This window comes from Duganella sp. Root336D2 (assembly GCF_001425005.1).
Taxonomy (GTDB): Bacteria; Pseudomonadota; Gammaproteobacteria; order Burkholderiales; family Burkholderiaceae_D; genus Rugamonas.
This window is the reverse complement of record NZ_LMDB01000037.1, coordinates 308,359-320,814: the sequence shown is the minus strand read 5'-3', so window position 1 is coordinate 320,814 and position 12,456 is coordinate 308,359. Positions and strand designations below refer to the sequence as shown.

The following is a 12,456-nucleotide window of genomic DNA, read 5'->3' as shown; positions in this document are numbered from 1 at the left end:
CCTCAATTCAGGCGCAGCGTGCGCGGCGCATGCAGGTGCGGCAGCCCGAAGCGGCGCTGGCGCGGCGGATTCCAGTCGATCGTGGCCAGCACAGGAATGTGCACCACCTCGGCCAGGTCGGCTTCCGACCGCACCCGGCGATCGAACATCTCGGACAGCATGGCAATGCCGATGCCCAGCATGGTCCCCAGCAGCAGCGACAGCACGGTGTTCAGCACCACGCGCGGACCGGCCGGCTCGATCGGCGCCACGGCGGGATTCAGCACCGACACGTCGGACTGGTCGTTGCCGCCCTCGATGCGGGTCTGCGACGAGCGCTGCGAAGCATTGTCGAAGGCACGCTGGGCGCTCTCGACATCCTTGTTCAGCACATTCATTTCATCGCGCTGGCGATTCAGCTGCAGCACCTTGGTCTTCTGGTCCGCCAGCGCCGTGCGCAAGGCCGCTTCGCGCTGGGCAAAGACGTTGGCGTTGTTGCTGACCGAAGAAGTGACCAGTGCGGTCTGCTCGTTCAGGCCGGCCCGCAGGCGCGCCACTTCCGCCGCCGCGCTCTGGTATTGCGGGTGGTTGCGGCCCAGGCGCTGGCCCATTTCCGCCAGCTTGGATTCCTGCTGCGCCAGGTTCACGCGCAGGTTCTGTATCACCGGGCTGGCCGTTACGTCGGGCGAAGCGCTGCCGGAGCCGTGCGCCACCGCCTGCCGCGAATTGGCTTCCATGGCCTGCGACTGCGCGGCCACCAGTTGCGCCGACAAGTCGTTCAGGCGCATCGACTCGACATCGAGCCGGTTGTCGACGCTGACGATGCCATGATCCTGCTGGTATTTGGACAGCTTGGCCTGCGCCACCTCCAGGTTATCGCGCAGCACTTTCAACTGGGAGTTGAAATAGTTGGTGGCCTTCTTCAGCGGCTCCACCTTGAGCTGGACATTGATCTTCTGGTACTCGTCGGCGAAGGCATTCGCCACCGCCGCCGCAAACTGCGGGTCGGAAGCCTTGAAGGTCACGTTCAGCACCGAGCTTTCCTTGGCCGGCACGATGTCCAGCTTCTTTTGCAGCAGCTCGGCCAGCCAGTCGCGCACCGTCCCCTTGCCGCCGGTCGACTCATTGAACTGGGCGATGACGGCCGGGCTTTCGGCCAGCTTGAGCTGGTCCACCACGCGCAGCGCGACATTCTTGCTGCTGATGATGTCGATCTGCGTTGCCATATAGCCGGGCATGAGCTGGCCCGGCAAGGCCATGCCGGTCAGCGGGTCGACGCCCTTGTAGTTCATCACCAGCGAACTGGTCGCCTCATACGTCTTGGGCAGCAGCAGGCTGACTACGAGGGTGGCGGCCACCGTGACCAGCAAGGTCAGCAGCACGATCTTCTTGCGCGCCTGGAGGATCAGCAGGAACTGGGCGAAATTCATAAATCCTCCTTAGAACCAGCTTTCCTTGATGAAGATGACGTCGTCGGTCTGCACCACGTCTTCATTTTTGGCAGCGATCACCTGTACCGCACCGTCGCCGCCGCGGCGTTTGATCTTGATGCCGCTTTCAGTGCCGCGCGGGGTCAGGCCGCCGCCCACCGCCAGCGCCTGGCTGACCGTCATGGTGCGCTCCAGCCGGAAGGAGCCGGGACGCTGCACTTCGCCATAGATGTAGAAGCGCGGCGAACGTTCGGCATAGATCACATCGTTGGGGCCGAGTTCGATCTCCTTGTCCAGCGCCCCATTGCGCACCATGTCGACCACGTCGATCACCGTCTTGCTGGTCTTGCCGTCGCGGGTACGCACCACGCTCACCGTATCGCCGCCATCGGCATTGAAGCCGCCCGCCTGCGCCAGCATGTCCATCACACCGCGCTTGCCGCCGTCGAGCGGATAGCGTCCGGGGCGGTTCACCATGCCCAGCACCGACACCTGGGCGCTCTGGATCTGCGAGACGATGATGCTGACCTGGGCATTTTTCAGGTAGCCCTTCTTCACCAGCTGCTCGCCAATCGCACGCTCGGCCTGCTGCACCGTCATCCCGCTGACCTTGACTTCCCCCAGCAAAGGGAAAGTGATCTTGCCCGATTCGCTGACCCGGGTTTCCGTCGCCATGTCCGGGTTGCCGAACACGGAAGCCTTGATGACGTCGCCAGCCCCCAGGGTCAGGTCGGCGGCCTGCGCCAGGCCTGCACCGAGCATAAAGGCCATGGCCACCATCCACATCAGTAGTCGTTTCATGATTGCTCCTCGATCTGGTTGTTATTTCAGGCCAGCCACGCCGCGTTCCAGGGCATTGGCCGGGGCGCCCGCGTCCGCCACTGGCGAGGGCTGGTTGATATAGGCAATCTTGGCGCTGGCGCGCAGGCGCTTGACTTCCTCCTCCGCCGCGTCCTTGCCCTTCTTGGCAGCCAGGTACTGCTCGATCTGCGGCCGCGCGGCATCCAGTTCCACCGGCGAGGAACGGATATCGGCAATGGTGACCAGCATGCTGCGTTCGCCTTCGCGCACGATGAACAGCTGGCCTTTCGCAAGCGCCAGCAATTTGGCCGACAGCTCAGGCGGCAACTCCGAGCCGCTGCGGCTCAATTGGGCTTTCTGGTACTTGACCTTGTGCTGGTCAAGCCAGGCCGCCACTTCGTCGAGCGAACGGGTCTTGTCCATTACCGCCTTCAACTCATCGGTCACCTCGCGCGTCGGCAGGACGATTTCCCGCATATCGAAATGCTTGCGCTGCGCAAAAAATTGCGGGTTCTGGCTGTAGTAGGCTTCCACATCCGCCGCGCTCGGCTTACCCGGCGTGCCCAGGCGCTTCTGCATATAGGCTTGCGCCAGGATCACCGAGCGTGCCCTTTCGATTGCCTGCACCACGCGCGGATCGCGGTCGACTTTCTCTTTCGCCGCTTCGCCGATCAGCAACTGGCGGTCGATCAGCGCCTCCAGTGCCTGCTTGCGTGCGGCTTCCTGTTGCGTGGCTGGAGCATTGCTGCGCGACAGCTCGTCGTTCAACTGCATGACGGTGATTTCCTCACCGTTGACGTTGGCCAACGCCTGGCCTGGTTTCTGCTCCACCTTGCTGCTGCAGGCTGAAACCAGAGCAACCAGGATGCCGGCGAACGCCATATTCGGGTTGATGTGCTTCAAAATATCCTCCCTCGACTGTTGCAACTCATTCTAATAGCGCGCCAAGCGCGCACGATTGACTCAGTACGCGTTTTGCCGGTTCAACACCACCTTGACTGTCCGCAAGACGATCCACAGGTCGAGCCACAGCGACCAGTGGCGCAGGTAGTCCAGGTCATAGCGGATACGCGCCTCCATCTTTTCCAGGGTCTCCGTTTCGCCACGCAGGCCGTTGACCTGGGCCCAGCCGGTGATGCCCGGCTTGACCTTATGGCGCAACATATAGCCCTTGATCAGCTTACGGTATTGTTCGTTATGGGCAACGGCATGCGGGCGCGGCCCGACAATGCTCATTGATCCCTGCAGCACGTTGATAAACTGCGGCAATTCATCCAGCGAGGTGCGGCGCAGGAAGGCGCCGATCTTCGTGATGCGCGAATCGTGGGCCGTGGCTTGCCGCACCACCGGGCCATCTTCGGTCACACGCATCGAGCGGAACTTGTAGACGATGATTTCCTCGCCGTACAGGCCATAGCGGCGCTGGCGGAAGATCACCGGGCCCGGCGAGCTGATCCACACGGCCAGCGCAATGACCAGCATCAGCGGCGCCAGTGCCATCAGGATCGCACTGCCGATGATCACGTCGCTGGCGCGCTTGACGATGCCGTCGAAGCCGACAAACGGCGTTTCGCAGATTGCCACCACCGGCATGCCGCCCACGCTGTCGAAGCGCGCCTGCATCAGGTCGAACACATAAATGTCGGGCAGGAAATAGACCGAGGCCGTGGTGTCCTGCAATTCATCGAGCAGCTTGCGGATGCGCGGCTGCGCCGAAATCGGCTGGCTGATAAAGATCATCTTGATGTGGTGGTCGCGCACGAAGCTGGCGACCTCCCCCATATTGCCCAGCACCGGATGCGACAGGCCGGACTTGCGGCGGTCGGCAGTACGGTCGTCGAAAAAGCCGCGCACGCTGAGGAACAGGTTGGGCATGCGCTCGACGGTGCCTGCGAACTTGGTGCCCACCTCGTTGGCGCCGACAATCACCACCGAACGCACCTCGCTTTCCTTGGCCGGATCGGTGCCGACATGGCGTGCCGCCAGGTGGCTCATGAGCAGTGCAAACGGTGTGGCCAGGAACCAGCTGAACACCACCGCTTCGTCGTAGTGGTAGGCCAGGCCGCTGACATTGCCTAGGAACACCAGGATCACGGCGGTGACGATCCAGCCCATGAAGATGTCGCGCGCATACGCCGTGATGCGGCCGCTGCGCCAGGTGCGGTAAGGATCAACGTGCTGGTACACCGCCGACGAGATGAAGAAGGCCAGCACCATCAGGACCAGCGAATATCCGGTAAACGGCTCCCCATACACCATCGATGTGGCATACAGCATCCCCATAATGATCAGCGGATCGAGCACGCGCTGGAAAAAGGAGACCAAGGGAATATCGTTTACCGTCATCGTCGCTCCTTGTCATTAAAACTGCATGGTCGCCATGAATGAAACGCCCTTGGCCTTGTAGCTGCCGGTACCGATCAAGGGCGTGCCGGTACGGCGGTCCTTGAAGCCGGTAACGCTCAGCTGGACCTTGCGCCAGGGCTGGTAGACCACGCCGATATTGGTGCTGCGCGTGGTGTCGCTCGGGTCGCCGTCGAAGCTGACATAGGGCATGCGCTCGAACTTCCGTTTCTCGCGCTTGAGGCCAGCGTTGGCTTGCACCTTGGCTGAAAGATCCCAGGTGGCATTCAGGCTGGCCCCCTTGTTGACGCTGTTGTTCACCACAATGCTTTCCACTGCGGCAAACTCGCGCCAGGCCTCGGCGGTGAAGCGCAGCTTGCTGCGCGGCCGCCAGTTCACGGTGGCACGGCCATTCAGCCCGCTGGTGTCGCGCTCGGTGAAGGTATCGTGCTTGCGCTTGGCGTAGCCGGCCAGCAATTGCAATTGCGTGATATCGCTGTACAGCCAGTTGACATTGGCTTTCAGTTCGTCCTGCGTATAGTTCTGGTCGAGGAAGGTGGCGCCAATGCGGCGCGGATTCAGGAAACTGCCTTTGATATGGCGCGCCACCAGGCCCACCCGGCTGCCGCTCGATGCGTGGTAATCGATACCGGCTTCGCTGCGGTCTTCCTTGCGGTTGTTCAGGCTTTGCGCTTCCAGCTCGTAGTCGAAGCGGTCGCGCTGGAAGCCGGTGTAAATGCGCCAGCTGGGATGCATGCGCCAGCCGCCGTTGGCATATTCGCGGCGCTGGGTGCGCAGGTTGCGTTGTTCCGAATGGAAATCATTGAACGGGGTCAGTACCTGCTGGTAGCTGCCGCCGATATTGCCGTCGAAATGATTGCCGACCACCCACGCCCAGTCCAGGCTGAAATCTTTTCCGTTGTAATCAAGCTGGTCGTAATGATCGAAAGTCACGCGCGAGACTTTCGCCTGGCCGGTAATTTTCTGGCGGCCGATCGGGCGCTCCAGCGCGATGCCTGCAATCGCCTGGGTTGAGCGGTCCGAACGCTGGATCGCATCCGGCGTATTCTCCGGCAGGCGCAGCAGGTTGTCGTCGTAAGTCTGGCCGACGCTGATAAAGGGCTTGAAGGTTTCGCTGATATCCGCCTGCGCAGGACAGCACGCCAGGGCGGCAGCCAGCGCCAAGGGAGTTGGCAGGATGCGCATATTATTTTTAGCCTTATTTAACACTACCAATAGGTCCAGCTGCCGGTCACCATGATCCAGGCAGCCAGCAAGCCGTTCGTCACGGCATGTCCCAGGATGGGAGTCCACAGCGTTTCGCTGCGCATGTACAACCAGGTGTAGGCGATGCCGGCGATGATGCCGGCCAGCCACAAGTTATGTTCGATACCGAACAGAAGAACTGAAATCGTCGTCGCGCGCAGGCCGGCACGTGCAGGCCGCAGCAAAAGGAAGTCACGCTGTTCAAGCCAGCGCAACAGGAAGGAACGCCAGAACAGTTCCTCCATCAAGGGCACCACCAGCGCTGCGCCGAAGGCACGTACGACAACCAGCGGCCAATCGATGCGGCCATCGCTGCCTGCGGCATCGAAGGCGCGCGGCGTTCCCAACTGCATCCAGCCCGCATCGAGCGCGATCCACAAAACAAAGACGCCGGCGCCAACAGCGATCGCGGCAAAGGCATCGCGCCGCGCAGGCAGCTCACGCAACTCCCGGTAATGTTTGCGCCACGCGAGCAGCATCGCCAGCACCAGTGCAATCTTGGCGGGATACAGCCAGCGCAGGGTGTTCGCGTGCGCACCGAATCGTTCAAGCACGTCGACGAAGATGATGAAAACAATGAAGGTGGCAAACGGCAGCACGCGCGGCATCGCACTGCCGCTATTGGTGCGCAGCGCGAGCACGGGCGCGGCAGCCGCAATCGCTTGCGGCTGTTGGGAAATGCGCTTAGGTGGCTGCTGTAAAGTCACAATATCTGCCTTCCCGTTGGAAATGCCGAGGCAGGACTGCCTCGGCATTAAGGTTGTCAGATATTACAGCGGGCAATCGTGCGCAAGCGCACGAAAGTGAGAACGTGCAAAGATTGGATTGCGTTACATCAAACGTTGTTGCGGCCTTCGATTGCTTCCCAACGTTCCAGCGCATTCATCAGCTCTTCCTCAATCTGCGCAACGCGCTCGTTGAGGCGCTTCGCTTCCGCCGGCGTCTTCTTATAGAAGTCCGGATCGGACAGCGCGAGGTTCAGCGCAGTCTGCTCATCTTCCAGTTTGGCAATGAGTTGTGGCAACTCTTCCAGCTCACGCTGCTCTTTGTAACTGAGTTTTTTGCCTTTTGCCTGCGCTGGCGCTTGGGCCGCCGAGACTGCCGCAGGGGCCTGCTTCGCTTCGTTCTTTTTCGCCCCCTGTGCCGCAGCACTGGCATCGCGCACGCGCTCCCAGTCACTGTAGCCGCCCACGTATTCTTTCCACCTGCCCTCGCCCTCGGCAACGATCACTTGCGTGACCACGTTATCGAGGAAGGTGCGGTCGTGGCTGACGAGGAAGACGGTGCCGGCGTAATCCTCCAGCAATTCTTCCAGCAGTTCCAGGGTATCGATGTCGAGGTCGTTGGTTGGTTCGTCCAGCACCAGCACGTTGGCTGGCTTGGCGAACAGGCGCGCCAGCAGCAGGCGGTTGCGCTCGCCACCGGACAGGGAGCTGACCAGCGAACGCGCGCGCTGCGGTTCGAACAGGAAGTCACCCAGGTAACTCATCACGTGCTTGCGCTGGCCATTGATCTCGACCCAGTCGGAACCCGGCGCAATGGTGTCGGCCAGCGTGGCGTTGTCGTTCAACTGGGCGCGCATCTGGTCGAAGTACGCCACCTGCAGCTTGGTGCCCTGCTTGATCGTGCCGCTGTCGGCCGACTCTTCGCCCAGGACCAGTTTCAGCAGCGTGGTCTTGCCGGCGCCATTGGGACCGATCAGGCCGAATTTATCGCCACGCATGATGATCGAGCTGAAGTCCTTGACGATGCTCTTGGCGCCGTAGGATTTGCTCACGTTCTCAAGCTCCGCCACGATCTTGCCGGAACGCTCGCCGGTGCCGACTTCCAGGCGCACCTGGCCCTGCTGGTCGCGGCGTGCGGCGCGCTGCTCGCGCAAGCGCTCCAGCCGGCGCACACGGCCTTCGTCACGCGTGCGGCGCGCCTGGACGCCCTTGCGAATCCAGACTTCTTCAGCCGCCAGGACTTTGTCGAACTTGGCGTTCTCGATTTCCTCGACGGCCAGCTGTTCCGCCTTGCGCACCTGGTAGGTGGTGAAATTGCCCGGATAGGACATCAGGTTGCCGCGATCGAGTTCGATGATGCGGGTCGCCACATTGTCCAGGAAGGAACGATCGTGGGTAATGAACAGGATGCTGCCCTTGAAATCGCGCAGCAGCGATTCCAGCCAGGTAATGGAGTTGAAGTCCAGGTGGTTGGTCGGTTCATCCAGCAGCAGCACATCCGGGGCGCCGACCAGTGCACGCGCCAGCGCAGCGCGCTTCTTGGTACCGCCGGAAAGGGTTTCGATCAGCACCGCGCCATCCAGGTTCAGGCGTCCGAGCACGGTTTCCACCTTGTTTTTCAGGTTCCAGGCATCGCCTGCATCCAGCTTGACCTGGATGTCGTGCATGCGCTCCATCAGCGCATCATCATCGCCCTGGCCGAACTTGCCGGTCAGCTCATCGTATTCTTTCAGCAGTGCCGGCAACTCGCCCAGGCCGGATGCCACCGCGTCGTGCACGCTCTGGCCAGCCTCGAATTGCGGCTCCTGCTCGACGTAGACGACTTTCAGGCCCTGCTGCATGACCAGCAGGCCGTCATCCAGCTTCTGGATGCCGGCAATGATCTTCAGCAGGGAGGATTTACCGGTGCCGTTACGCCCGATCAGGCCGACCCGCTCCCCGGTTTCGAGGGAAAATTCAGCGTGGTCCAGCAGGGCATGGTGGCCAAAAGCCAGTTGTGCAGATGTTAATGAGATGACAGCCATTGGGGTGCGATGTGTGACGGGAAAAGACGCATTTTACCTGTTGCCAGCCCGTCAGCTATAATTGCGCTCGCTTTGCGTCCTCCCCGTAGCACAATGGATAGTGCACATGCCTCCTAAGCGTGGGATACTGGTTCGATTCCAGTCGGGGGGACCAACAGCAACCGCGCGGTTAAAGCGGGAACAAACAGGTCCGCAATGCACTAGTCTACAATTACCTATTTGGCAATTATCTTGACCACTGCTGGAGACCGGCACCGTACGTACGCAATCAAGCACAGCCCGGACAGCAGCATCATCCAGGTGCCCGCTTCCGGCACCGCGAATATCCGCCACACTTCCATGTCGCCGTAGGTGACGTTGGGTGATTTGTAGTCGCGCCCATCGAGCAGGCTGGAATCGAAATTGCTGCGCTCGGGATCGATGTAGGAATACATGATCGAATAGCCGCCGTTGGTCAGGTCCCAGGGCACGTACAAGTCGTGACCGGCGCCGAATACCGGTCCGGTCCTGGCATCGTTCCAGGTCTGGAAGGAACCGACCGTATCCAGCGCGTAAGTGCGCGGTGTCTGGCGATGCATCTGGCGCGACGTCAGGTTGAACAGGAAGCCGGTGCGCTTTTCATCTTCGGTCGTGATGTGGAATTTCCCGGACGAATCCCAGCTTTGCGGGTTGTAGCCGCCCACCTTGAACATTTGCCCAAGCTCATTGGTGGCTTCCATCACGGTAAAGGTACGGCCCTTGCCGTCCACTGCCGCGTGGAAATCCGCTGCGGTTTGCCCATCGCGCTTTTTATATAAGCGCTCCAGCCGGATCGGGCCATTACCCAGCCAGGTCGATAGCTGGGCGATCTCCGCATCAGTCAATAGCGGCGTTGCGCCTTGCGCCGTCGATAGTACCAGCAGAAAGATAGCGCCCATCAGGCGCGCGAGAAGTTTAGCCATGGCATTGCACCTCCACGGCCGGACTATATCACTTCGTTAAAACTACGCGGGCACGACTGCCGTGACTTCGATCTCTACCCTTGCACGCGCCTCCAGCAGCCCAGCAACTTCGACTGCCGTCATGGCCGGATAGTGCTTGCCGATCAACTCACGGTAGATGGCGCCGATCTCCCGGTAGGCGCCCATGTATTCGTGCTTGTCGACCACGTACCAGGTCATGCGGGCAATGTGCTCCGGGCCGCCGCCTGCTTCTCTCAGTACGGTCAGGATGTTCTCGATTGCCTGGCGTACTTGTCCGGCGAAATCATCTGTTTGGAATTCGCAATTTGCATCCCAGCCGATCATGCCGCTGACAAAGACCATGCGGCCGGTGGCCGCGATGCCGTTGGAATAGCCGCGTGGACGCGCCCAGCCCGGCGGTTGTAATACTTGCATGGATACTCCTTAGCCTTCGCGCAGCAGTTCGCGCGCGATGATCAATTGTTGTACTTCGGTGGCGCCCTCATAAATCCGCAGCGCGCGGATTTCGCGGTACAGGCGCTCGACCGGATGCTCGCTGACCACGCCCAGGCCGCCGAACATTTGCACGGCGGCGTCGATCACCTGCTGCGCCGTTTCGGTGGCGGTCATCTTGGCCATGGCGGCTTCTTTCGTCACCTTCCGGCCCTGGTCGCGCTGCCAGGCGGCGCGGTAGGTCAGCAAGGCGGAAGAATCAACGCCGGTGGCCATCTGCGCCAGCTTCGCTTGCGTCAGCTGGAAGTCGGCCAGGGTCTGGCCGAACATCTTGCGGCTTTGGGCGTGCGCCAGCGCTTCGTCCAGCGCGCGGCGGGCCAAGCCCAGTGAGGCAGCGGCGACCGAGGTACGGAACACGTCCAGCGTTGCCATCGCTACCTTGAAGCCCTGCCCGGCCTCGCCCAGGCGCTGGCTGGCGGGAATGCGGCAGTTGCTGAACTTCAGGCGTGCCAGCGGGTGCGGTGCGATCACGTTGATGCGCTCCGCGATCCCGAAGCCTGGTGCGTCCTTGTCGACGATGAAGGCGCTGATGCCGCGTGCGCCGGGCTGTTCGCCGGTGCGGGCGAAAACCACGTAGAAGTCGGCGATGCCGCCGTTGGAAATCCAGGTCTTTTCGCCATCGAGCACGTAATGCTCGCCATCGCGCACGGCGGCGCACTGCATGGCGGCGACGTCCGAGCCGGCCTGCGGCTCGGACAAGGCGAAGGCGGCGATTGCTTCGCCTCGCGCGACGCGCGGCAGGTAGGCCTGTTTGTTGGCGTCGCTGCCGAACAGGCTGATGGCGCCGGAACCCAGGCCCTGCATGGCGAAGGCGAAATCGGCCAGCCCGTTGTGGCGCGCCAGGGTTTCGCGGATCAGGCAGATGGCGCGGGTATCGATGGCATCGAGCGCGCCGCCATATGCGGTGCCGCCGATGGCGTGGCGCAGCCAGCCCGCGTCGCCCAGTGCGCGTACCAGGGAACGGCATTGGGCATCGGTGTCGCTGCCGTGCGCGTCGCGCACATGGCCGGCGGCCCACGCATCGAGTTCGCGTTCCAGCGCGGCGTGGCGCTGTTCGAAGAAGGGCCAGCCAAGATAGGATTTATCGGCCATTTCAATCGCCCTCGAATACCGGTTTCTGTTTCGCCACGAAGGCGTGGTAGGCGCGATGGAAGTCGTTGGTGGCCATGCAGATCGCTTGCGCCTGTGCTTCCGCCTCGATGGCTTCGTCAACGCCCATATTCCACTCCTGCTGCAGCATCTTCTTGGTCATGCCGTGGGCGAAGGTTGGACCGCTCGCCAGGCCTTGCGCGAAGGCTTGCGCCGCAGCGAGCAGGCTTTCAGGCGCGTGCAGGCTGTTGAAGAAGCCCCAGCGCTCGCCTTCCGTGCCGGACATCGAGCGGCCGGTGTACAGCAATTCGGCCGCGCGGCCCTGGCCGATCACACGTGGCAGCAGGGCGCAGGCGCCCATGTCGCAGCCGGCCAGGCCGACGCGCGTGAACAGGAAGGCGGTCTTGCTGCGCTCCGTCCCGAGGCGGATATCGGAGCCCAGGGCCAGCATGGAGCCGGCGCCGGCGCATACGCCATCGATGGCGGCGATTACCGGCTGCGGGCAGGCGCGCATGGCTTTCACCACGTCGCCGGTCATGCGGGTGAAGGCCAGCAGGCCGGGCATATCCAGCCTGGTCAGCGGACCGATGATTTCGTGCACGTCGCCGCCGGAGCAGAAGTTTTCGCCGGCGCCGGCAATAACGATGACCTTGACGTCGTCGGCATACGCCAGGGCGCGGAACAATTCGCGTAGCTCGGCGTAGGAGTCGAAGGTGAGCGGATTCTTGCGCTCAGGGCGGTCCAGGGTGAGCGTGGCGACGCCCTGCTCCACCGTGAACTGGAAGTGCCTGGCCTGGTAGCCGGCGAGTTGCGCGCGGTTGCCTGGCAGGTGTTGCGGTTCCCCTTGCAGGTATTTCATGGTTTGTCCTTTTGTTCGCGGGCGTACAGGTGGCCCTTCATTTGCGACAGCAGCTCGATCAGCTGTCCTTTGTCTTCTTGCGAAATCTCTTGCAGCAGTTCGGCGACCCAGCTCTCGTGGACCTCGGCCATCTGTGCGAAAGCTTTGCGGCCGGCGTGCGTAAGCTTGACGCTGAAAGCGCGGCCGTCTTTCGGGTCGGGCACGCGGGCCACCAGGTTTTCCTGCTCCAGCTGGTCGGTGATGCCGGTGATATTGCCGCCGGTGACCATCATGCGCTTGGAAAGTTCGCCCATGCGCAATCCTTCGGGATGGCGCTCCAGCTGCGCCATCAGGTCGAAGCGCGGCAGCGTGATGCCGAACTCGCTGCGCAGGCGGCTGCGGATCTCGGTTTCGATCTTGTTGGTGCAGGAGAGCATGCGCAGCCACAGTTTCAGCGACTGGTGGTGGTCGTTGGTCAGGCGGCTTTCCAGGTCTAATTGCATCGTT

12 protein-coding genes and 1 tRNA gene are annotated in these 12,456 nt (G+C 62.0%); 1 reads left to right on the top strand and 12 read right to left on the bottom strand.

Going from position 1 to position 12,456, the window contains the following annotated elements:
- Positions 1-2: 2 nt before the first annotated feature.
- The 7 genes from epsF to ASD07_RS25840 all read right to left on the bottom strand — a co-directional run bounded on the left by epsF (position 3) and on the right by ASD07_RS25840 (position 8,568).
- On the bottom strand, positions 3-1,409 hold the full coding sequence (gene epsF / locus ASD07_RS25870) for a chain length determinant protein EpsF (protein ID WP_055937264.1): 1,407 nt from the start codon (positions 1,407-1,409) through the stop codon (positions 3-5).
- Between the two features lie 9 nt (positions 1,410-1,418).
- Positions 1,419-2,210, bottom strand: coding sequence for a polysaccharide export protein EpsE (epsE, locus tag ASD07_RS25865; protein ID WP_055937262.1), 792 nt, complete (start codon positions 2,208-2,210; stop codon positions 1,419-1,421).
- A gap of 21 nt (positions 2,211-2,231) precedes the next feature.
- Entirely contained in the window at positions 2,232-3,113 is an 882-nt protein-coding gene (locus ASD07_RS25860; RefSeq protein WP_229207290.1) for an EpsD family peptidyl-prolyl cis-trans isomerase, read from the bottom strand.
- 60 nt (positions 3,114-3,173) lie between these two features.
- Positions 3,174-4,556, bottom strand: a complete 1,383-nt coding sequence (locus ASD07_RS25855; protein ID WP_055937259.1) for an undecaprenyl-phosphate glucose phosphotransferase — start codon at positions 4,554-4,556, stop codon at positions 3,174-3,176.
- 15 nt (positions 4,557-4,571) lie between these two features.
- Positions 4,572-5,759, bottom strand: a complete 1,188-nt coding sequence (epsL, locus tag ASD07_RS25850) for an XrtB/PEP-CTERM-associated polysaccharide biosynthesis outer membrane protein EpsL (RefSeq protein ID WP_055937255.1) — start codon at positions 5,757-5,759, stop codon at positions 4,572-4,574.
- Positions 5,760-5,782: 23 nt separating this feature from the next.
- Positions 5,783-6,526: a CAAX prenyl protease-related protein gene (locus tag ASD07_RS25845; RefSeq protein ID WP_229207289.1), complete on the bottom strand. Its 744-nt coding sequence runs from the start codon at positions 6,524-6,526 to the stop codon at positions 5,783-5,785.
- Between the two features lie 128 nt (positions 6,527-6,654).
- Positions 6,655-8,568 (bottom strand): ATP-binding cassette domain-containing protein, encoded by a 1,914-nt coding sequence (locus ASD07_RS25840; RefSeq protein WP_055937252.1) that lies wholly within the window; start codon positions 8,566-8,568, stop codon positions 6,655-6,657.
- A gap of 79 nt (positions 8,569-8,647) precedes the next feature.
- Here ASD07_RS25840 and ASD07_RS25835 point away from each other — a divergent pair.
- Positions 8,648-8,722, top strand: a tRNA-Arg gene (locus ASD07_RS25835).
- Positions 8,723-8,783: 61 nt separating this feature from the next.
- Here ASD07_RS25835 and ASD07_RS25830 read toward each other — a convergent pair.
- Genes ASD07_RS25830 through ASD07_RS25810 form a run of 5 tightly spaced genes read right to left on the bottom strand, consistent with a single transcriptional unit; the run spans position 8,784 to position 12,452 of the window.
- Positions 8,784-9,509, bottom strand: coding sequence for a PEP_CTERM-anchored TLD domain-containing protein (locus ASD07_RS25830; protein WP_055937249.1), 726 nt, complete (start codon positions 9,507-9,509; stop codon positions 8,784-8,786).
- A 42-nt stretch (positions 9,510-9,551) separates the two neighbouring features.
- Positions 9,552-9,944, bottom strand: coding sequence for a RidA family protein (locus ASD07_RS25825; protein ID WP_055937246.1), 393 nt, complete (start codon positions 9,942-9,944; stop codon positions 9,552-9,554).
- A gap of 9 nt (positions 9,945-9,953) precedes the next feature.
- Positions 9,954-11,114: an acyl-CoA dehydrogenase family protein gene (locus ASD07_RS25820; protein ID WP_055937242.1), complete on the bottom strand. Its 1,161-nt coding sequence runs from the start codon at positions 11,112-11,114 to the stop codon at positions 9,954-9,956.
- Between the two features lies 1 nt (position 11,115).
- A complete protein-coding gene (locus ASD07_RS25815; RefSeq protein ID WP_055937239.1) occupies positions 11,116-11,970 on the bottom strand; it encodes an enoyl-CoA hydratase family protein in 855 nt (284 codons plus the stop codon).
- A complete protein-coding gene (locus ASD07_RS25810; RefSeq protein ID WP_055937236.1) occupies positions 11,967-12,452 on the bottom strand; it encodes a MarR family winged helix-turn-helix transcriptional regulator in 486 nt (161 codons plus the stop codon). Before ASD07_RS25810 ends, ASD07_RS25815 begins: the two co-directional genes overlap by 4 nt.
- Between the last annotated feature and the right edge of the window lie 4 nt (positions 12,453-12,456).

Coding starts and splice junctions, on each gene's coding strand:
- epsF (WP_055937264.1), bottom strand. CDS start 1,409: ATGAATTTCGCCCAGTTCCTGCTGATCCTCCAGGCGCGCAAGAAGATC.
- epsE (WP_055937262.1), bottom strand. CDS start 2,210: ATGAAACGACTACTGATGTGGATGGTGGCCATGGCCTTTATGCTCGGT.
- ASD07_RS25855 (WP_055937259.1), bottom strand. CDS start 4,556: ATGACGGTAAACGATATTCCCTTGGTCTCCTTTTTCCAGCGCGTGCTC.
- epsL (WP_055937255.1), bottom strand. CDS start 5,759: ATGCGCATCCTGCCAACTCCCTTGGCGCTGGCTGCCGCCCTGGCGTGC.
- ASD07_RS25840 (WP_055937252.1), bottom strand. CDS start 8,568: ATGGCTGTCATCTCATTAACATCTGCACAACTGGCTTTTGGCCACCAT.
- ASD07_RS25830 (WP_055937249.1), bottom strand. CDS start 9,509: ATGGCTAAACTTCTCGCGCGCCTGATGGGCGCTATCTTTCTGCTGGTA.
- ASD07_RS25825 (WP_055937246.1), bottom strand. CDS start 9,944: ATGCAAGTATTACAACCGCCGGGCTGGGCGCGTCCACGCGGCTATTCC.
- ASD07_RS25820 (WP_055937242.1), bottom strand. CDS start 11,114: ATGGCCGATAAATCCTATCTTGGCTGGCCCTTCTTCGAACAGCGCCAC.
- ASD07_RS25815 (WP_055937239.1), bottom strand. CDS start 11,970: ATGAAATACCTGCAAGGGGAACCGCAACACCTGCCAGGCAACCGCGCG.
- ASD07_RS25810 (WP_055937236.1), bottom strand. CDS start 12,452: ATGCAATTAGACCTGGAAAGCCGCCTGACCAACGACCACCACCAGTCG.